Annotated in this window: 17 protein-coding genes; 9 read left to right on the forward strand and 8 right to left on the reverse strand. The window is 60.2% G+C overall.

Annotated features, from left to right (window positions below):
* The first annotated feature begins 12 nt into the window (after positions 1-12).
* The 3 genes from VO84_RS15375 to VO84_RS15385 all read left to right on the forward strand — a co-directional run bounded on the left by VO84_RS15375 (position 13) and on the right by VO84_RS15385 (position 4,898).
* Positions 13-2,523, forward strand: coding sequence for an ABC transporter permease (locus VO84_RS15375; protein ID WP_058188449.1), 2,511 nt, complete (start codon positions 13-15; stop codon positions 2,521-2,523).
* A 284-nt stretch (positions 2,524-2,807) separates the two neighbouring features.
* Positions 2,808-3,473 carry a metal-dependent transcriptional regulator gene (locus VO84_RS15380; RefSeq protein ID WP_058188450.1) on the forward strand — a complete coding sequence of 222 codons (666 nt, stop codon included), beginning with the start codon at positions 2,808-2,810 and terminating at the stop codon, positions 3,471-3,473.
* A 96-nt stretch (positions 3,474-3,569) separates the two neighbouring features.
* Positions 3,570-4,898: an Nramp family divalent metal transporter gene (locus VO84_RS15385; protein WP_058188451.1), complete on the forward strand. Its 1,329-nt coding sequence runs from the start codon at positions 3,570-3,572 to the stop codon at positions 4,896-4,898.
* Positions 4,899-4,967: 69 nt separating this feature from the next.
* Here VO84_RS15385 and VO84_RS15390 read toward each other — a convergent pair whose 3' ends face one another.
* Positions 4,968-5,489, reverse strand: a complete 522-nt coding sequence (locus VO84_RS15390; RefSeq protein WP_058188452.1) for a cytochrome P460 family protein — start codon at positions 5,487-5,489, stop codon at positions 4,968-4,970.
* 18 nt (positions 5,490-5,507) lie between these two features.
* Entirely contained in the window at positions 5,508-5,819 is a 312-nt protein-coding gene (locus tag VO84_RS15395) for a hypothetical protein (protein ID WP_058188453.1), read from the reverse strand.
* 106 nt (positions 5,820-5,925) lie between these two features.
* On the opposite strand from VO84_RS15395, the gene VO84_RS15400 reads away from it, so the two are divergent.
* Together VO84_RS15400 and tsaE are read left to right on the forward strand one after the other, a co-directional pair.
* Positions 5,926-7,563: a bifunctional ADP-dependent NAD(P)H-hydrate dehydratase/NAD(P)H-hydrate epimerase gene (locus VO84_RS15400; protein ID WP_058188454.1), complete on the forward strand. Its 1,638-nt coding sequence runs from the start codon at positions 5,926-5,928 to the stop codon at positions 7,561-7,563.
* Positions 7,560-8,033 (forward strand): tRNA (adenosine(37)-N6)-threonylcarbamoyltransferase complex ATPase subunit type 1 TsaE, encoded by a 474-nt coding sequence (gene tsaE / locus VO84_RS15405; RefSeq protein WP_231737966.1) that lies wholly within the window; start codon positions 7,560-7,562, stop codon positions 8,031-8,033. The genes VO84_RS15400 and tsaE overlap by 4 nt, the downstream gene beginning before the upstream one ends.
* A gap of 90 nt (positions 8,034-8,123) precedes the next feature.
* Here the strand turns inward: tsaE and VO84_RS15410 are convergent, their stop codons facing one another.
* Positions 8,124-8,480 carry a glyoxalase superfamily protein gene (locus VO84_RS15410; protein WP_197414047.1) on the reverse strand — a complete coding sequence of 119 codons (357 nt, stop codon included), beginning with the start codon at positions 8,478-8,480 and terminating at the stop codon, positions 8,124-8,126.
* A 307-nt stretch (positions 8,481-8,787) separates the two neighbouring features.
* On the opposite strand from VO84_RS15410, the gene VO84_RS15420 reads away from it, so the two are divergent.
* The 3 genes from VO84_RS15420 to VO84_RS15430 all read left to right on the forward strand — a co-directional run bounded on the left by VO84_RS15420 (position 8,788) and on the right by VO84_RS15430 (position 12,995).
* Positions 8,788-12,138 carry a S41 family peptidase gene (locus tag VO84_RS15420; protein WP_408033308.1) on the forward strand — a complete coding sequence of 1,117 codons (3,351 nt, stop codon included), beginning with the start codon at positions 8,788-8,790 and terminating at the stop codon, positions 12,136-12,138.
* Between the two features lie 195 nt (positions 12,139-12,333).
* Entirely contained in the window at positions 12,334-12,606 is a 273-nt protein-coding gene (locus tag VO84_RS15425) for an AbrB/MazE/SpoVT family DNA-binding domain-containing protein (protein ID WP_058188458.1), read from the forward strand.
* Positions 12,606-12,995 (forward strand): PIN domain-containing protein, encoded by a 390-nt coding sequence (locus tag VO84_RS15430; protein ID WP_058188459.1) that lies wholly within the window; start codon positions 12,606-12,608, stop codon positions 12,993-12,995. The genes VO84_RS15425 and VO84_RS15430 overlap by 1 nt, the downstream gene beginning before the upstream one ends.
* Positions 12,996-13,005: 10 nt before the next feature.
* Here VO84_RS15430 and VO84_RS15435 read toward each other — a convergent pair whose 3' ends face one another.
* Positions 13,006-15,003, reverse strand: a complete 1,998-nt coding sequence (locus tag VO84_RS15435) for an amidohydrolase family protein (protein ID WP_058188460.1) — start codon at positions 15,001-15,003, stop codon at positions 13,006-13,008.
* 59 nt (positions 15,004-15,062) lie between these two features.
* Between VO84_RS15435 and VO84_RS15440 the strand changes: the two genes are divergently transcribed.
* Positions 15,063-15,548 (forward strand): DinB family protein, encoded by a 486-nt coding sequence (locus VO84_RS15440; RefSeq protein ID WP_058188461.1) that lies wholly within the window; start codon positions 15,063-15,065, stop codon positions 15,546-15,548.
* A gap of 97 nt (positions 15,549-15,645) precedes the next feature.
* Here VO84_RS15440 and VO84_RS15445 read toward each other — a convergent pair whose 3' ends face one another.
* The 4 genes from VO84_RS15445 to VO84_RS15460 form a co-directional block, all read right to left on the reverse strand.
* Positions 15,646-16,413, reverse strand: a complete 768-nt coding sequence (locus tag VO84_RS15445; RefSeq protein ID WP_058188462.1) for an enoyl-ACP reductase FabI — start codon at positions 16,411-16,413, stop codon at positions 15,646-15,648.
* Positions 16,414-16,645: 232 nt separating this feature from the next.
* Complete coding sequence (murI, locus tag VO84_RS15450) at positions 16,646-17,506, reverse strand: glutamate racemase (RefSeq protein ID WP_058188463.1); 861 nt, start codon at positions 17,504-17,506, stop codon at positions 16,646-16,648.
* Positions 17,490-18,173 carry a GerMN domain-containing protein gene (locus tag VO84_RS15455; protein WP_058188464.1) on the reverse strand — a complete coding sequence of 228 codons (684 nt, stop codon included), beginning with the start codon at positions 18,171-18,173 and terminating at the stop codon, positions 17,490-17,492. The genes murI and VO84_RS15455 overlap by 17 nt, the downstream gene beginning before the upstream one ends.
* Positions 18,170-18,976 carry an N-acetylmuramoyl-L-alanine amidase family protein gene (locus VO84_RS15460; RefSeq protein WP_157439913.1) on the reverse strand — a complete coding sequence of 269 codons (807 nt, stop codon included), beginning with the start codon at positions 18,974-18,976 and terminating at the stop codon, positions 18,170-18,172. The genes VO84_RS15455 and VO84_RS15460 overlap by 4 nt, the downstream gene beginning before the upstream one ends.
* Between the last annotated feature and the right edge of the window lie 11 nt (positions 18,977-18,987).

Raw genomic sequence — 18,987 nt, forward strand, 5'->3', positions numbered from 1 at the left:
AATCTTGCCATTATGCAGACGTTTCTTCGCAATCTTCGCTTTGCGGTGCGCGTGTTTCGGCAGAACAAGGGTTTTACTGCGGCTGTGGTGCTGACGCTGGCGCTGGGGATTGGTGCGAACACAGCGATTTTTACAGTGATGGATGCGCTGCTGCTGAGGCCGTTTGCGTTTCGTGCGCCGGAGCGGCTGGTGAGCGTGTCGACGCATGATGAGACGCAGGATCGCGGGATCAACCTGACGCGGTATGAGATGCTGCGCGATCACAACCACTCGTTTGAGGGTGTGGCGGTTTGGGCTGGGGATACGCTGAATCTTTCTGGCAACGGAACTGGTGCGAGTGAGCCTGCGCAGGTGCAAGTGGCGCGTGTTTCTGCTAATTTCTTTTCTCTGCTTGGAGTGACGCCGCAGTTGGGGCGGGCGTTCAGCGAGGAGGAGGCGCGGCCTGAGGGCAAGGCTGTGGTGATGTTGAGCGATTCGCTGTGGCGAGAGCGGTTTCATGCCGATCCGCAGGTGATTGGGCAGACGATTCAGCTGGATTCGACGGCAGCGACGGTGGTTGGCGTGATGCCGAGGGGGATGCGGTTTCCGATTATGGGCGAGCCTGCGGTGTGGACGCCGAGGTACTTTGAGTTTTCGCTGTTTCCGCCGGCGCGGCTGCGGCAGGGAGTGGGGTATCTGAATATCATTGCGCGGCTGAGGGATGGGGTGACGCTGGCGGGCGCGAATGCTGAGCTGGCGGTGGTGAATGAGCAGTATCGCAAGCAAAATGGCGCCATGCCGGATGCGGATAAAAATATTGTGCTGGCGGCGAAGGGGCTGCGGGATGAGGCTGTGGGCGACATGCGCAGCAAGGTGCTGATGCTGGCTTGCGCAGTGGGCGTGGTGCTGCTGATTGCGTGCGCGAATGTTGCGGGGCTGATGCTGTCGCGGGCGATTTCACGCAGGAGCGAGATGGCGGTGCGGACTGCTCTGGGTGCTCGGCGCGGGACGATTGTGGCGCAGTTGCTGACGGAGAGTTTGCTGCTGGCGCTGGTGGCGGGTGTGCTGGGAGCGGGGCTGGGATGGGCGGCTACACGGGCGCTGGCTGCGTGGGGTGCGGATGAGCTGCCGGATGGTTTTTCGCTGACGATGGATTGGCGGGTGTTTGTGTTTACGCTGGGTGTTTCCGCCTTGGCGGGGATTCTGTTTGGGATTGTGCCGGCGCTGCAACTGGCGCGTGTGGATTTGAATTCGACGCTGCGCGAAGAAGGGCGCGGTGCTTCTGCCGGGCGTGGGCGCGTGCGGATGAAGGACGCGCTGGTGGTGGGGCAGGTGGCGTTGAGCTTGATGCTGTTGATTGGCGCGGGGCTGCTGATGCGGAGCTTTGTGCGGCTGATGCGGGTGGAGACGGGCTTTGATGCCGAGAATGTGCTGACGATGGGGGTTTCGCTTTCGACGCAGCGGTATGGGGATGCGGGGAAGCAGACGGCGTTTTTTGATGAGGTGCTGCGGAGGGTGCAGGCATTGCCCGGCGTGAGGAGCGCGGCGGTTTCCGCGGCGCTGCCGATGGCATGGATGCGGATGTCTCCGGTGCTGGCCAAGGGGCAGCCGGATGTGCCGTTGGGGCAGAGGCCGTTTGTGGATATTGAAGCGGTGAGCCCGGAGTGGTTTGAGACGATGCGCGTGCCGCTGATCGAGGGGCGCGCATTCACAAATGCAGACACGGGGGCAAGGGATATGGCGGGCCACGGGCAGCCGACTGGCTCCGGGCAAACGCCGGCGGCAAACAGTGCGGGGGCTTCGCCGCATGTGGTGATCGTGAATGAGGCGTTTGTGCGGCGGTTCTGGGGCGGGCAAAATTCGGGGCCTGATCCGCTGACGCAGACAGTGCTGATTGGCCGCATTCCGGAGCCGGCGCAGGTGGTGGGTGTGGCGGCGGATGTGAAGAACAAAGGGCTGGCGGAGGATACGCAGCCGGAGGTATATGTGCCGTTTGCGCAACTGCCTTGGGGCAAGATGAATCTGCTGGTGCGGACGGCGATGAAGCCGGAGGCGATGGCGGAGAGTATTCGCGCGCAGGTGGCGGCGGTGGATGCGGACCAGCCGGTGACGAAGGTGCGGACTGTGACGCAGTTGATGAGCGAGCAGAGGGCACAGCCGCGGTTTCTGCTGGCGGTGGTGGGGGTGTTTTCAGGGACGGCGCTGGTGCTGGCGCTGATCGGGATTTACAGCATGCTATCGTATGCGGTGGCAGAGCGGCGGAAAGAATTTGGGATTCGCATGGTGCTGGGTGCGAGGCGCGTGGATATTTTGCGGCTGGTAATGCGGCATGGGTTTGTGCTTGCCGCTGCGGGGGTTGGAGTGGGGCTGATTGCGGCGTTTGCGCTGGTGCGGTTGATGGGGTCCATGCTGTACAAGACGGGCGAGCATGATGTGCTGACTTTTGCGGCGGCTCCTGTGGTGTTTCTGGTAGTAGCACTGGTGGCGGCCTGGATGCCGGCGAGGCGGGCTACGCGGGTTAGTCCGATGGAGACGCTGCGGTGAGGTGTTTCGGCGGCTGAAGTTGTGCCCTGTTTGAAGCTCATGGTTGGCGGGAGTGCTATCCCACATCCCAACTCCAGGGATGTGGGGCACCCGTTGCTTTGTGGAACCAACGAAATGCAAAAGCAGGTTCTTCGACTTACCATCCCCAAACTCTGCCCCAAAGAGCAAAGACCGCTCTTTGGGGACCCCGTTCGCTCAGGATGACACGGTGTAGGTGGTGAGGGTGCGCTCAGGAGAGACTCTGGGGCATATGGGTGGCAGAGAGTTAGACTGGTCGGAACGTCATGACAGAGTCGATTACGGTTTCTAAAGAGAATTACCTGAAGGCCATTCTTGAGGCTGAGGCGGAGGGTCATGAGGTGATCCCTGCGACGCTGGCGCACTGGCTGAAGGTTTCCGCGCCGGCGGTGACGATGGCGCTTAAGAGGCTTAAGCGGGATGGGTTTGTGGCCGTGGGCGGGGATGGGATTGTTCGGCTGACGGAGACGGGGCGTGAGACGGCGTCGCGGACGGCGCTCAGGCACCACCTGGTAGAGCGGATGCTGAGCGAGGTCTTCGGGATGGAGTGGTACGAGATTCACGAAGAGGCGGAGCGGCTGGAGCATGCGGTTTCGCCGGCTTTTGAGGCCAAGCTGAAGGAGAAGCTGGGTGATGGCGCGTGTCCGCATGGCAATGCTGTACTGCCGGAGAATCCAGCGGAGCGGAAGCGGCGGGGTGAGGCTCCACTTTCTGAAGCTGAACCGGGAAAGAAATATGTGGTGGTGAGTCTGCAGGAGCGCGATCCGCAGCTTCTGTTGTTTTTGCATCATGCGGGGATTGGGCCGGGGACGCGGCTGCACGTAAAGAGTCAGAATTACGATCAAACTGTTTCGATTGAGCTGGATAGAGGGGGAACGGTCCTGGGACGGCCTGCGGGGGAAGCTGTTTGGCTGCGTGAAGATGGCATATGATAACGCAAAATAAATATTTATATTAACTATGATTAAGTAGCCTGTGGCATACTTGGGACAGGAAGGACGAATGCGTCGTCTTTTCCGTCCCCCGAGATGTCTACCGAAATCACGCAAAAACCGGCCGTGAATGCGCCTTCCCTTGCGGAGGTGAATGCGAGCGTGCGTCTGGGCAGCTCGGTGGTTGGCTGGCGGCGGCTGCTGGGGTTTCTGGGGCCGGGATTTCTGATTGCTGTGGGATATATGGACCCCGGCAACTGGGCGACGGATATTGCGGGCGGTTCGCGATATGGATACACGCTGCTGAGCGTGATTATGCTGTCAAACCTGATGGCGGTGCTGCTGCAGAGCCTGAGCCTGAAGCTGGGGGTTGCGACGGAGCGCGACTTGGCGCAGTTGTGCCGGGAGGCGACGGGTCGATGGGTAGGCGTGGGATTGTGGCTGGGGGCGGAGATTGCGATTGCGGCATGCGACCTGGCGGAGGTGATTGGATCAGCGATTGCGCTGAACCTGCTGTTTCATATTCCGCTGATGTGGGGCGTGCTGATTACCGGGCTGGATGTGTTGCTGATTCTGATTCTGCAGAACTGGGGTTTCAGGAAGCTGGAAGCGGTGGTGATTGCGCTGATCGGCACGATTGTGGTGCTGTTCGGGATTCAGATGGTGCTTTCGCGGCCGGAGTATGGGGCGGTGGCGTGGAATCTGTTTGTGCCTTCGGTGCAGATTTTGAAGGACCCGAATCTGCTCTACATTGCGATCGGGATTCTGGGCGCGACGGTGATGCCGCACAATCTGTACCTGCATTCGGCGCTGGTGCAGAGCCGCAACTATGAGCGGACTCCGAAGGGCAAGCGCGAGGCGATCAAGCTGGCGAATATCGATTCCGCGGCGGCGCTGACGGTGGCGCTGTTTGTGAATGCGGCGATTCTGATTGTGGCGGCGGCGGTGTTTCATCGGAGCGGACATTACGAGGTGGCGGGGATTGAGGATGCTTACAAGCTGCTGAGTCCGCTGCTGGGCGCGGGATTTGCGAGCACGCTGTTTGCCGTGGCGCTGCTTGCGAGTGGGCAGAGCTCTTCGATTACCGGGACGCTGGCGGGCCAGGTGGTGATGGAGGGGTTTGTGCGGCTGAAGGTGGCTCCGTGGCTGCGGAGGCTGATTACGCGGTCGATTGCGATTGCGCCGACGGTGGTGGTGGTGGCGCTGTGGGGCGAGCATGGGACGGAGAAGCTGCTGTTGCTGAGCCAGGTGATTTTGTCGCTGCAGTTGAGCTTTGCGGTGGTGCCGCTGGTGATTTTTACGGGAAGCCGGAAGCGGATGGGGGATTTTGTGAATGCGCCGTGGCTGAAGGGGCTGGCGTGGGCGGCTGCTGTGGTGATTGCTGGGTTGAATGGGTGGTTTGTGGTGCTGCTGGTGAGGCAGTGAAGAGGCGCGGGTATCCGCCATCGTCTCACTGCTTTCTGCTTCTGACTTCCAGCATCTGAACTCTCAACATCAAGGCGTGTAGTGAGTGAAGACGAAGTCAGTGGATTGGGCCTTCTGGTGGCAGGGGAAGCAGCTTTGCATGAATGCTTCGTTGCCGGGTTTGCCGTTTGCGAAGTGACCGAAGCCCCAGCCGCCGGTTGCTGCGTACTTGACTGAGTCCTTGACCATGAACTGAATGTTGGTGGGTGCTCCGGGGACGAAAGATTGGGCTTGTCCGAAGACCTTGTTGTTTTCATCCGATGGCACGTAGCGGTAATGCAAAGCAGCAATGATTGTGCCGTCGGGGAAGGGAAGCTTTCCGTCGCGGTAGGCCTTGAACGCTACATCGTTGGCCAGGACGGCACCTATGCTGTTGAGGTTGCCTGCTTCATGGGCTGAAGAGATCCATTTGAAGTCGCGGTAGCCGTGAGGGATTTCGGTTAGGAAGGCCGGGGCGGGATCTCCGCTTGCGTGTTGTGGCGCAGGGGCAATGAGGGCGGCGAGGCCGGTTGTTATTGTAGCTGCAACCAGGGAGAATGTGATGTGTTTCATACGTGTTCCTCCTTTAGGTCACTCGATTGTTACTGAAAACGGCAGCGCGTCAGATGTTCCCTGGCTTACCACGAGAACATTCTTTTTGAAAATGCCCGCTTCGACCACCGCCAGCATTTCCTGGCCTCCAGGTACTGTGACAACGTAAGCGCCGCTCGATCCGCAAGGATTGCTCTCAGGGCCGATGCAGAAGTTGAATGAGTAGGCTCCGGCCTGGGGCGCAGAAAACTTGAATTTCAGAATTCCGCCGGGGCCGTTTTCCCCATTCGCCTGGATGATCACGAGTGGGGTTCGAGAAGATGGAACGGTTCCGTTCAACGTGATACTCATGTTGGCTTTCTCCTCAATCGCAAAGTTGATTTCTAATGCGGCTTGATTTTATGCCAATCGGGGAGGGCGATGAATCCGAGGCAAGCTGTCCACTAGTATTAAAGCCATGTTGGTTCTTTCGGCTGCGGAGATGCAGGCTTGCGATCGCTTGAGTACGGACCGGTTTGGGATTTCTTCGATTGAGTTGATGCGGAATGCTGCGAAGGCTGTGGCGGATGTGGCGCTCCGGGTGTTTCCGCGTGCGCGACGTGTGACGGTGCTGTGCGGCAAGGGGAACAACGGCGGCGATGGGGCTATGGCGGCCCGGCTGCTGGCGGATGGTGGCTTGCAGGTGACGGTGTTGTTGCTTGGTTCATCCGCTGAGTTGAAGGGCGATGCGGCTACTGCGTGGGGTGAGCTGGAGGCCGCGGCGAATTGCAAGGTGTTTGCGATTGCGACAGCTGAAGAGCTGAGCCTGCATGGCGATGCTTTTGATGCTGAGCTGATTTTGGATGCGGTGGTGGGTACTGGGTTTCAGCTGCCGCTGCGGGGGCTGGCTGTTGAGGCGCTGAAGCGGGTGAAGCAGAGTAAGGCGAAAGTGCTGGCTGTGGATTTGCCTTCCGGCTGGCCGGCGGATGAGACGAAGGCTGCGGTTGAGACTGATGTGTTTCCGGCGGATGCGGTGGTGACGTTTACGGCTCCGAAGCCGGCGCATGTGTTTGGACAATTGACGCGGGAGTGGGATCAGCCGGTGGTGGTGGCCCCGATTGGCTCGCCCACTGAGGCGATGGTTTCAACGCTCGGGCTGGGGTGGGACGGCGCGGCGATGGAACTGGTGCAGAGGCCGCGGGCGGCGGATGCGAATAAAGGCAAATTTGGCCACGTGCTGGTGGTGGGTGGGAGCTTTGGCGCTGCGGGCGGTAAGGCGGGCGCGGCGGTGATGAGCTCGATGGCTGCGATGCGTGTGGGTGCCGGGCTGGTGACGGCGGCTGTGCCAGAGACTGCGCTGGCGGTGGTGTCAGGTTATGCGCCGGAACTGATGACGTGGCCGCTGAAGGCGAATGCCGAGGGTCAGATTGCGGCGGAGAATCTGGCGGAGGATGAGGCGCTGGGGGCGCTGACGAAGGGGATTACGGTTGCCGTGATTGGGCCGGGGATGGGCCAGAGTGCGGACACGATGAAGTTTCTGAATAGTTTTTTAAGTCGCACGAAGATGCCAGTGGTGATTGATGCAGATGCGCTGAATCAACTGGCGCGACAGTCCGATACGGTACTGACGCAGATTGCGAAGGGCCGGACGGTGGTGATTACGCCTCATCCGGGCGAGATGGCAAGGCTGGCGGGGATTTCGACGGCTGAGGTGCAGGCGAAGCGGCTGGATGTGGCGCGGGGATTTGCCGTGAAGAATGGCGTCATCGTGGTTCTGAAGGGTGCGCGGACACTGGTGGCGCATCCGAATGGGCAGGTGAGCGTAAATACCACCGGGAATCCGGGGATGGCGAAGGGCGGCAGCGGTGATGTTCTGGCGGGAATGATTGCGGGGATGCTGGCGCAGTATCCGGACGAGCCGGAACGGGCGGTGGAGGCGGCGGTTTATCTGCATGGGCTGGCTGCGGACATTGCCGTGAGGAAGAGCAATGAGCATACGCTGCTGGCGACGGACAGTTTTACACATTTTTCACAAGCGTTTCGTATAAGCAATCAGGACGATTCGGGCTATGTTTGGTTGCAGGGTCGCAGAATGACCGGCAGGAGGAAGCGATGATGGCAGAAGCGACGGTGGCGGCTGGGAAGGTGCATGAGTTCACCACGCAGAGCGGCGCGGATACGGTGGAAGTGGGGCGCAAACTGGTGAAGCTGCTGAAGCCGCCGCAACTGCTGCTGCTGACGGGCGACCTGGGCACGGGGAAGACGACGCTGGTGAAGGGGATTGCACAGGCGCTGGAGGCCGCGGAGCCGGATGAGGTGACGAGCCCGACGTTTACGCTGCTGCATGAATATGAGGGTGTGCGCGAGGGTGTGCCGGTGAAGCTCTACCACTTGGATGTCTACAGGCTGGAGGGTGAGCGGCAGTTGGAGACGCTGGGTCTGGACGATCTGCTGACGGATGATGCGCTGGTGCTGGTGGAATGGGGCGAGAAGTTCAAGAGCCTGAAGAAGCGCGCTACGGGCGAGATTTCGATTGAGGCGAAGGGCGGGGATGCGCGGAAGATTGTGGTGAGTTTGAGGGAATAGGGACAAGGGACAAGGGTTTTATAGATAAGAAGCCTTTAGGTAGAAAACCTATCGATAAAGGCAAAGGCTTTAGATATTCGAGATCGCGGTCTATTTGCCGGTGACTGGGCCCATGACGAAGAGGGTGTTGCCGGAGGGGTCGAGTAGATCGAAGGTGCGTGACCCCCAGTTTTCGTCCTTCGGGGCGCGCAGGACCTTCACCTTTGGGCTCCACTCGTTGTAATAGAAATCGGTGTCGTCTACACGGAGCGCGACGCAGGCATCGCGGCCGTGGCCGGGCATGGGATTGGCTAGCGTGATCTCCATCTCTCCGCGCGCGACTCCGAGCAGGCCGGTGTGACCATCTTCGGAGACTTCAAAAGTGACGTTGAAACCGAGGCCGTCTACGTAGAAGGATTTGGCTTTGGCCAGGTCGTCGACTGGAATGTTGGGTATGGCTTTTTCCATGATGTGAGAATTGTAGAGCAACGGCTTTATGGCCGGCTGTTGTGGTGGAACGCGCGAAAAGCAAACGCAAGAACAGCCGCAGATCCTTCGACTCGTTTGGCGCATCCGCGCCAAACTTCGCTCAGGACGACAACTTCATGGAGAGTGGGCGAGAACGCTATCCCACCCTAGCGACAAAAACAAAGACGTCGCGAGGACGGGGCACCCGGCAGGGATATGGCTCCGTATTTGTGCCCGCCGTGTAAGATGGACCTCAATCAAAATTTGTGCGTGGGGGCTTCCGGTGCGTCGATTCCGCTTGTCTGCAGTGTCTCGTTTGGCAATTGCTCTTTTCACTGTTCTGCTGGCGGCGAGCGTTGCCGATGCAGCGTCGAATCCACACATCTTTCAGAGGCCTGCGCTGAGCAAAGACCTGATCGCGTTTGCGTATGCGGGAGATCTGTGGACGGTTCCGCGGGCAGGCGGGCGCGCGACGCGGCTGACGGTGGGCGTGGGCATTGAGACTGCGCCGATCTTCTCGCCGGATGGGCAGACGATTGCGTTCACGGGCGAGTACGACGGCAATACGGATGTGTTTACGGTTCCGACGACGGGCGGTGTGCCGTTCCGCGTGACGTATCATCCGGCGGCCGATGTGGCGGTGGCGTGGACGCCGGATGGACGGGAGATTGTTTTCCGTTCGACCCGCGATTCTGCCAGCCGCTACACGAAGCTGTACACGGTGCCTGCGAAGGGCGGCATTGCGAAGCCGCTGCCGCTGCCGATGGCGGCGCAGGGGCAGTTCTCGCCGGATGGAAAGGCTATCGCTTACTCGCCTTTTGGTCCGGCATTTGGGTTTAACTACACCTCGTTTGTGTCGTGGGGCAATTATCACGGCGGCCTGGCGAGCACGATCTGGATTACGACGCTGCCGGGACTTGATTCGGTGGAAATTCCGCATGAGAAGGCGTCTGATTTCTTTCCGGTGTATGCGGGCAGCAAGGTGTATTTCCTCTCTGGACGCAAGGGGCACACGGCGATTTTTGCCTATGATCCGGGATCGAAGACGGTGAAAGAGGCGCTGGCGAATGAGGGATCGGATATTCGCTCGCTCGCAGGCGACGGGAACACGCTGGTGTACGACCAACTGGGCGAGATTTATCTCTTTGATACGGCGAACGGCAAGAAGACGATGGTGCCGATTGAGGTGGATGCCGATTTGCCGGATGTGCGGCCGCGGATTGAGAGCGTGGCGGAGCAGGTGGAGAATGTGGCGATTTCACCGACCGGCGTGCGTGCGGCGGTGGAAGCGCATGGTGAGATTTTTACCGTAGCGGTGAAGCATGGGCCGACACGGGATATTACGAATACGCCGGGCGTGATGGAGCGCGAGCCGGCGTGGTCGCCTGATGGGCAGTCGATTGCCTACTTCTCGGATGAGAGCGGGCTATATCAACTGCATGTTGCGAGTCAGTTTGGTTCGAGCGTGGCGGGCAGCGCGGCGGTGAAGAAGTTTTCGCTGGGGAGTGAGCCGGCTTATTACTTCAATACGCTGTGGTCGCCGGATTCGAAGAAGATTTTGTTTCACGATAACCGGCTGAACATTTACATGCTGGACACGACGACGGGCAAACTGGCGACGGTGGGCGCGAAGAATGTGTATGGCGGCTTCTCGAACACCAACTACGATGTGGCGTGGTCGCCGGATTCAAAGTGGGTGGCGTATCCGCAGTCGATGCCGAACCATCTGCATGCGATTTTTCTGTACAACGTGGAGACGGGACAATCGACGCAGGTGACGAGCCAGATGGCGGAGTCGACGAGCCCCACGTTTGACCGCGACGGAAAGTATCTTTTCTTTACGACGAGTACGAATGCGGGTGCGACGTCAAACGGGCTGGACATGACGAGCGACCTGTACCAGGTGACAAACAATATTTTTGCGGTGACGCTGGCCGCGGATACGGCTTCTCCGATTGCGCCGGAGCTGGAAGACGAGAAGGCTGACGATAAGAAGAGCGACGACAAAAAGGCTGATGCGGATAAGAAGCCGGATGCCGATGCGAAGGACGGCGATAAGAAAGACGGCGACAAGAAATCCGATGAGAAGCCGGGCGGCAAGGCTGCTGCGAAGCCGATCAAGGTTGACCTGGCGGGAATTCAGGATCGTATTGTTGCGCTGCCGCTGCCGACGAGTGTGTATGGCGGGCTTTCGGGTGGGTTAAAGGGGAGCTTGTATTTCCTGGAGGCGTCTGCTTCAGGGCGATTTGCCGAGCGTGGAATGACGCTGAACCGCTGGGTGCCTGAGGACCGCAAGACGGAGAAGCTGGCTGAGCATGTGAATGGCTTTGATCTCTCAGCGAATGGCGAAAAGATGATTGTGGCGACCGGAGCAAGCTGGGCGATTGTGCCGAGCGGCGCGCCGGTGAAGCCGGGTGAGGGAACGCTGAGCTTCAGTGATTTGAAGGCGCGGGTTGAGCCCCATGCCGAATGGGCGCAGATGTACCACGAGGTGTGGCGGATTGAGCGGGCGTACTTCTACGACAAGAATTTCCATGGCACAAACACGGTGGCGGATGAGAAGCGGTTTGAGCCGTATGTGGCGTCGATGGCTTCACGCGCGGACCTGAACTACATCTTCCAAGAGATGCTGGGCGCGTTTTCTGTGGGCCATCTGCGCGGGTCTGGCGGCGATATTCCCTCGGCTAAGCATGTTCCGGGTGGGCTGCTGGGCGCGGATTTCGATGTGAAGGACAATCACTACTGCGTTACGAAGATTTATACGGGCGGGTTGTTCAATGCGAGTGAGAAAGCTCCGCTGGCGCAGCCGGGATTAAATGTGGCAGTGGGCGAGTGCGTGCTGGCGATTGAGGGGCAGGAGCTGACGGCAAGCATGGATATTCAGCAGCCGCTGGAAGGCACGGCGGGTAAGGTGATCAGTCTGCGGGTTGGACAGGCGGACGGAAGCAAGACGCGGGATATTTCCGTGACGCCGATAGCGAGCGACTATGGCTTGAGAAACACCGACTGGATTGAAGGAAACCAGGCGAAGGTGGACAAGCTTTCCGATGGGAAGCTGGCGTATGTGTATCTGCCGGACACGGGCGGCGGCGGGTTTACGAATTTCAACCGCTACTACTTTGCGCAGACGGACAAGAAGGGCGCGATTATCGACGAGCGCTTCAATGGCGGCGGGCAGGTGGCGGATTACTTCATTGAGGTGATGAAGCGGCAGATTGAGAGCTACTGGGCTCCGCGCTATGGCACTGTGGAGCATACGCCGAATGCCGGGATTTATGGGCCTAAGGTGATGATCGCCAATGAGACTTCCGGCTCAGGCGGCGATGCGCTGCCGTGGCTGTTTAAGGAAGCGAAGCTGGGGCCGCTGGTGGGCAAGCGCACGTGGGGCGGGCTGGTGGGCATTGGCGGGATTCCGGTGCTGATGGATGGTGGGCATGTGACTTCGCCGAGTGTGGCGTTCTTCTCGCCGAAGGGTGAGTGGGATGTGGAGAATCACGGCGTGGACCCGGATTATGAGGTGGAGCAGGATCCGAAGGCGGTGAGCGAGGGGCATGATCCGCAGCTTGAGAAGGCTGTGGCGCTGGCGCTTGAGGAACTGGCGAAGCATCCTGTGGATACGAATCCGGCGCGGCCTGCTTATCCGAATTATCACAAGTAAGTGCTGCGCGCACGGCGAACTGCGGCCTTTTGCCGCCACGTGGTTCGGTGGTTCTCCCGCTTGTCGGGGCGGAGGGTTTCACTAATCTAAGGCTCATCGCAGCGTGCGGTAGGCCTTAGATTTGTCCGTTTGCACACGCCTATGAATAAACACGTATGTAAGGAGAAAATGCATATAATGTAAGGAGGAGGCGATATGGCTTCGACGATTTCCAATTCGACCATGACTGTAGAGGCTACAGTGACCTCGAAGGGGCAGATTACGCTGCCGAAAGAGCTGCGGAAACGGCTTGGGCTTCAGCAAGGCAGTAAGGTTCGGTTTCTTATCCCTGCCAAGGGAGCTGTCAAGGTTGAGCCGGTGCGCTATCAGATTCAAGACTTATGGAAGATGGCCGACGAAGGCGGCAAGCCTGAAAGCGTCATGTCGTTTGAAGAAATGAACGAAGCCAAGGGTCGGCGACAGTGGTAATGATTGCTGCCGATACGAACATCTGGGCGCGGGCCTATCTGAATGACGATGAGGCGCAAGCCCGGAAAGCGCGCGCAGCTATCGAAAAGGCATGTTCGAACGGCGGCTTGTTTGTTCCTCTTGTCGTTCTAGCGGAACTCTTTTGGGTGCTTCGACGCAAGTGGGAGAAAGAAAGAGTTCTCAATACCCTTGAACATCTTCTGAATACAGAGGGCGTTGTTGTTGAGTCCCCGGCCCTTGCCATCAAGGCGTTGGAAGAGTCCCGCGTTGGCGCGTCCGGCTTTGTGGATCGCTTGATTGCGGAAATTTCTTTCGAGACCGGAGCTAACGAGATCATCACCTTTGATAAGGCCTTTGGGCGCTTGCCGCACGCCCGCCGGTTGAAGTAATCACAACAATTTATGGTTTGAAGTCGACGCTGGTCCAGAGTGGGGCGGGTGAGTAGACGGAGCCGGCGGCGACGGTGCGCCAGACTTTGCGGGTGTTGTGGATGTCGGCTAACGGGTCGGCGTCGAGGATGAGGACGTCGGCGCGCTTGCCGGGCTCGATGGAGCCGGATTCGTTTTGGACGCCGAGGGCTTTGGCGGCGACTATGGTGGCGGATTGCAGGGCCTGAAGCGATGTGAAGCCGGCCTGGACGTAAATTTCAAGCTCACGATGCAGCGAGTAGCCGGGGATGGCTTGATCCGTGCCGGCGATGATGGGGATTCCGGCCTGGTGGAGTGTGCGCAGCGTGGCTATGAAGGCGGCCCAGCGGGCTTTTGCGAGGTCGGGGTTTGCGGCGGGCGGTGAGTCGAGGGCTTCGCGGAGCTGGGGCGCGACGTGATCGATGCCGGGCTCGAGCTGATTGAGCGGCTCAGTGTGCATGAAGGTTTCAAAGAGCGCCATGGTGGGGTCGAGAACGGTGTAGTGCGTCTTGAATGTGGTGATGAGATCGCGGGCGCGCGGGCTGTCGAGATCGAGGATGGGCGGCTTGGTGCGGTCGGGCTTGCCGTCAAGGCCGACTGGCTGGTGGGTGAAGTAGGGCATCTCGTACTGTATGTGGTTGATCTGATCCATGCCGTCGTTGACGCCTTCGATGGCGGTCATGCCGTCAGGAATGTGGCCGGTGACGGTGAGGCCGAGCGAGTGGGCGCGGGCGGTGATGGCCTTGAGCACATTGGGCTGCATAGAGCTGTAGATTTTGATCTGGCGCGCTCCGGCAGCTTTGTACTTATCGACTAAAGCAATGCCTTCTGCGGGTGTGGCTGCGATGACTGCGCCGAGGGACACGGGGCCGGGGCCGTCGATGATGCCGGCGAAATCAAGATGCGGGCCGATGGCGGGGTTGTCTTTGCGGTCAAGCTCAGTGTGAAGCGTGGTGATGAAGTTGAATTCGTTGCCGACGTCGCGGACGCTGGTGACGCCGGAGGCGAGATAGATGGGGCCCCACTCAACCTGCTCGTAGTGGGCGTGCATGTCCCAGAGGCCGGGGATGGCGTATTTGCCGGAGGCGTCGAGGATGGTGGTGTCGCTTGGAATGCGGATTTTGGAGCGTGAACCGGCGGCTGTGATGACGCCGTCTTCGATGAGGATGACGGAATCGGGGATGGGGGCGTTGCCGTTGGTGTTTTCTAGCGTGGCACCGGTGATGGCGAGGCGCTGCGCAGGTGCGACGCGGGCTGAGGCTGTGAGCTTCGCGAGGGCGCCGAGGTTGGCCTGGACGGCGGCGGAGATGAACTGGTCGAGTGAGGATTCGTAGGGCTCGCGGGCGGCTTCGAAGTGGTCGAATTCGGCATCGGTGGAGACGAGTGCGACGAGGTTGCGGGAATCGTCGAGCCAGAGGGATTCCTGGCCCCAGATGAGGCCGGCTACGGTGTAGCCGTGAGCGGCGGTTCCGTTGATGGTGATGGTGGCGGAGGGTTCGATGTGAACTTTGGATGCGGCGGGGTAGACGGTGAATTCGGTGGGCTTGTTGTTGGCGAGCCACCAGCGCATCATTTGTTCCTGCATGGCGACGGGTGAGTAGCCGTCGGTGATGAACCATTTGCCCTGCGGTGTGACGGTTTGGGATTTTCCGCTGAGGGTGATGTTGATGGTGTTTTCCTGGACGGAGAGCTGATCGTCCATGGCGGATTCGCGGGCGGATCGGCCCTTTGCGGAGTAGCTGATGGGCGCGAGGGTGGAGGAGCTTGCTGTGAAGCTGGTTTCTAGCGGGACTTTAGAGCCGCGGTCGGTGAAGAGGAAGTGCGAGGTGAGAGTGTAGGTGTCGCCGGTAGCGGCGATGGAGTAAGTTTCCTTGCCGATTGCTTTGGCGAATTTGTGGAGGATGAAGGTGCCGGAGGTGGCGGGCTGCTGGGAGTAGGCGGCTGCAACGAAGAGCAAGACGAGGAATGCAGCATGACTGCGTTTGAACATGAAAAATCCCTCCGGTGTGCTGGAGGGATTTTATCGGATGGGACGCTATGCTGGTTTGCATGGAACAGGCTAAGGCAGTTGCATCGATATTGAGCCAGTACCGTGCTTCGCTTGCCATGCTGCGGCAGGCGATTGAGTTGTGTCCGGAAGATCTTTGGCGCGATACGCAGTATCGCAATCGATACTGGCACATTGCGTATCACACGCTCTTTTATGCGCACTTGTATGTGAATGCGTCAGAGGCTGAGTTCGAGCCGTGGTCCAAGCACCGCGCTGAATGCCGCATGCTGGGCGGAGAGATTGAGGGGATTGAGGCTTATTCGAAGAGTGAGTTGCTGGAGTATCTGCTGATTTGCCTCGCGGAGATTGAAGACAATGTTCCGAAGGTGGCGCTGGATGGACCGTCGGGCTTTGGCTGGTTGCCTTTTAGCCGACTTGAGGCGCATATCTACAATATTGGCCACATACACCAGCACACCGGGCAGCTTGGGGAGCGGCTGCGGACGGTGTGCGATGTCGGAATCAAGTGGGTTGGGCGGGGCTGAGGCAGTGTCTGACGAACCAAAGGATGTGTTTGTCGGGACAAAAGCATCCCCCCGGGGGCTAAAGCCGTGCCCTGTTACGAAGCACATTCGTCAGACTCTAAAAGCCCATGATGTTGAAGCCGCAGTCTACGTAGATGGTTTCGCCGGTGACGGCAGAGGCTAGCGAGCTGGCGAGGAACAAAGCTGTGCCGCCGACTTCGGATTGATCGACGTTGCGGTGGAGCGGGGAGCGCTCGACCTGTGCGCTGCGCATGGTGCTGAGATCGCCGACGCCGCGGGCGGCGAGTGTGTTGATGGGGCCGGCGGAGATGGCGTTGACGCGGATGTTTTTTGCGCCGAGCTCGTAGGCGAGGTAGCGGACGGTGGCCTCAAGCGATGCCTTGGCGAGGGCCATGACGTTGTAGTGCGGGACGACGCGCTCCGAGGCGAGATAGGTGAGGGTGAGGATGGAACCGCCTTCGGTCATGAGCGGGGCGGCGGCGCGGCTGAGGGCGATGAGCGAGTAGACGCTGACTTCATGGGCGATGCGGAAGCCTTCGCGGGAGGTGTTGATGAACTCACCTTTGAGGTCGGCTGGCAGGGCGAAGGCGATGGCGTGAACGAGGATGTCGATTTTGCCGTGCTGTTCTTTGAGGGCGGCGAAGACGGAGTCGATCTCGGCGTCAACAGAGACATCGCACTGGAAGCCGGTGGCTCCGGGCAGCTCGGCGATGAGGCCGTGGGCTTCGAGCTTCATGCGCTCGTTCTGGTAGCCGATGGCGAGGGTTGCGCCGGCGGCGTGGAGCTGCTGGGCGATTCCCCAGGCGATGGAGCGCTTGTTGGCCAGGCCGAAGACTACGGCTGTTTTTCCGTGCAGATCGATCATTGTGGTCCTTTCGTTCGTGTTCAAGAATACCAGCCATATAAGGCCAGGAAATGGACCAAGGGACCGAGATAACGAGGGAACCATAAAGGCAAAAACAACTGCAAGAACAACCGCAGGTCCTTCGACTCGTTTGGCGCAAAATGCGCCAAACTTCGCTCAGGATGACAAACGATATTTATCGTTCAGGATGACACTTGCTTGCTAGAAGGAGAGCGAGGTTTCGTCGTCACGCTCAACCGCCGAGGTCTACTAATTCGACTTTGCCGGTGGGGCAGCCGAGGAAGCGGGAGCCCAGGCGTTCGAATTTTTCTACGGAATCGGTGGCGAAACAGTGGACGTCGGCTGGGCAGTCTTCCCAGGTTTCCAAAACCGGAAGACCTGGGGCACCCATGTCTTTTGTGTCGAAGAGATGCACGGCCTGTGCGGCGGTGGCTTCGGCGGAGTCGATGACCTTCATGCCGACGGGGACGATTTGTTCGATGAGGGGGCGCAGAAGCGGGTAATGCGTGCAGCCGAGGACGAGGGTGTCTGGATGAAGGTGCGCGGCAGCGGCGTCCTTGAGCAGCTCGTCGAGATAAATGCGGATGACTTGCTCGGTGACCGAGTGCCTTGGCGAGTCTCCGGTCCAGCCTTCTTCGACGAGCGGGACGAGGAGCGGGCAGGCTTTTTCGAGGGCGTGAAGGCCGAGGGCCTGACAGGCTGCGGCGTAGGCGTGGCTCCGCACGGTGGCGTCTGTGGCGATGACGAGGACGTCTCCCGTGCGCGATGCGGCGCGGGCGGCCTGTGCGCCGGGCTGAATGACGCCGAGGACGGGGACGGGCACGGCTTCCTGAATGGCGTCGAGGGCGAGTGCGGAGGCGGTATTGCAGGCGATGACGAGGTATTGCGCGCCCTGCTCGTTGACGAGGAATTGAGCCGACTCGGCGGCGAATTTCGCGATTGTACGGCGGGATTTGGAGCCGTAGGGAAGGCGGGCTGTGTCGCCGAGGAAGGTGTAGTGTGCCTGAGGGATATGCGTGAGGAGGGCGCGGAGAACGGTGAGTCCGCCGAAGCCGGAGTCGAAAACTCCAATTCTTTTATTGGTCTTGGGCATTGTTCGTGCTTTGGATGGCATCGGCCACGAGGTAGGTGCGGGTGAGGTCGGCGTGGCCTGCGAGGGTGGGGCGTGGCTGGCCATCGACGAGGAAGCGGACCTCTGTGACATGAGGCAGGTTGGCGTGGATGGTGCGGCAGATAGAGAGGACGGTGAGGGTTTCGGTCTCAAGGCCCGAAGGATGACTGGCGACGAAGCTGCCGGCCAGGTTGACGACGGCTAGCTGTGTGCTGGCGGCGTAACTTCCTTCGGGGTTTTCCATGACGGCTTCGGGGTTGGCCATGGCCGACCCTGAAGCGGGCAGCAGGAAGACCTGCTGGACTGGAAGCACCTGATTGGGTCCGGTTGCGCTGGGGACGGGGTGGTTGGCGTCCGGCGTGGCATAGATTTCAAGCAGCTTGCCGAGGATGGCGCGGATGCGGGCGCCGTCTTCGGCGGGCAGCGGCAGGGAGTAGACCTGGTCGCGGAGGCCGTTGTCGTCGTCATTGGCTATGACGAGCGTGGCCTGGGCATTGGCGGCTACTGCGGGAGCCTTGGTGGGTGCGGCGTCGTGTCCCTGGATCATCTCCTGGTGAGCGCGCTCACGCATGTGCCACAACGTTGCGCCCATTCCTATAGAGGCGAGAACGAGGACGATGAGGAGGATGGTCTGGTAGCGGGGAATCAAGGCTGTGCGGCCTCCGTTTTCCCATCGGAAGTCTTCCACTGCAGGAGCGCGGCGGCGATGATCTGGGCGATACGGGACTGGTAGTCGGCGTTGCCGGGCTCAGAGACAATTTTGTGGCCGGTGTCGCGCTCGGGCGCGAGCTCAAGGACGACGGCTGGGCAGGTCATGCTGTCGATGCCGGGCAGGGTGGTGCGGCTGAGCGTGACGTTGATGTCGGCCTGGCTGAAGGCGGAGTTCAGCACTCCAGCGAGAGCGAGCGAGCGGGAGACTGCGAGGGACTGAGCGGTCTTCCAGGCGGTGAAGTGCGCTGCGGACTGGGCGGGCGTGAGCGATGAGGTGAAGATGTGTACGCCGTAACCGGATTCGGCGGCATGGAGGCTGATGCAGGCCTGGGCGTTGGCGCGGTTGGCTGTCTCAGCGCGCTCGATGGGCGAAAGGGTGCGATCCTGCTCGCGGGTGGTGATGACCTGCATGCCGCGCGCGGCAAGGAGCGAGCGCAGGCGAACGCTGAAGGCCAGGTCAACGGCCTTCTCATCCTGGCTGTCTATGAGCTTGCCGCCGAGATCATCTCCGCCGTGGGCTGCGTCAAGTACGACTACGAAGCGTGGAGGCGCGGGAACGGGCGCGACGGGAACGGAAGGCGCGGGTGACTGGACAGGAGCCGGGGCAGGAGACTGGACGGGAGGCTGCGAAGGGGATTGGGCGAGGAGCGAAGCGGTTGCGCAGAGAAACGCAAGAATGCCCAAGCGGCTGCGATATGGCTTGCGGTTGCGGCGCGCGCTGTGAAGGTGGGAGGTTGCCATCAGATACAAGG

The sequence above is a fragment of the Occallatibacter gabretensis genome, from assembly GCF_001449115.1.
GTDB lineage: Bacteria > Acidobacteriota > Terriglobia > Terriglobales > Acidobacteriaceae > Telmatobacter > Telmatobacter gabretensis.

Coding starts and splice junctions, on each gene's coding strand:
- VO84_RS15375 (WP_058188449.1), top strand. CDS start 13: ATGCAGACGTTTCTTCGCAATCTTCGCTTTGCGGTGCGCGTGTTTCGG.
- VO84_RS15380 (WP_058188450.1), top strand. CDS start 2,808: ATGACAGAGTCGATTACGGTTTCTAAAGAGAATTACCTGAAGGCCATT.
- VO84_RS15385 (WP_058188451.1), top strand. CDS start 3,570: ATGTCTACCGAAATCACGCAAAAACCGGCCGTGAATGCGCCTTCCCTT.
- VO84_RS15390 (WP_058188452.1), bottom strand. CDS start 5,489: ATGAAACACATCACATTCTCCCTGGTTGCAGCTACAATAACAACCGGC.
- VO84_RS15395 (WP_058188453.1), bottom strand. CDS start 5,819: ATGAGTATCACGTTGAACGGAACCGTTCCATCTTCTCGAACCCCACTC.
- VO84_RS15400 (WP_058188454.1), top strand. CDS start 5,926: ATGTTGGTTCTTTCGGCTGCGGAGATGCAGGCTTGCGATCGCTTGAGT.
- tsaE (WP_231737966.1), top strand. CDS start 7,560: ATGATGGCAGAAGCGACGGTGGCGGCTGGGAAGGTGCATGAGTTCACC.
- VO84_RS15410 (WP_197414047.1), bottom strand. CDS start 8,480: ATGGAAAAAGCCATACCCAACATTCCAGTCGACGACCTGGCCAAAGCC.
- VO84_RS15425 (WP_058188458.1), top strand. CDS start 12,334: ATGGCTTCGACGATTTCCAATTCGACCATGACTGTAGAGGCTACAGTG.
- VO84_RS15430 (WP_058188459.1), top strand. CDS start 12,606: ATGATTGCTGCCGATACGAACATCTGGGCGCGGGCCTATCTGAATGAC.
- VO84_RS15435 (WP_058188460.1), bottom strand. CDS start 15,003: ATGTTCAAACGCAGTCATGCTGCATTCCTCGTCTTGCTCTTCGTTGCA.
- VO84_RS15440 (WP_058188461.1), top strand. CDS start 15,063: ATGGAACAGGCTAAGGCAGTTGCATCGATATTGAGCCAGTACCGTGCT.
- VO84_RS15445 (WP_058188462.1), bottom strand. CDS start 16,413: ATGATCGATCTGCACGGAAAAACAGCCGTAGTCTTCGGCCTGGCCAAC.
- murI (WP_058188463.1), bottom strand. CDS start 17,506: ATGCCCAAGACCAATAAAAGAATTGGAGTTTTCGACTCCGGCTTCGGC.
- VO84_RS15460 (WP_157439913.1), bottom strand. CDS start 18,976: ATGGCAACCTCCCACCTTCACAGCGCGCGCCGCAACCGCAAGCCATAT.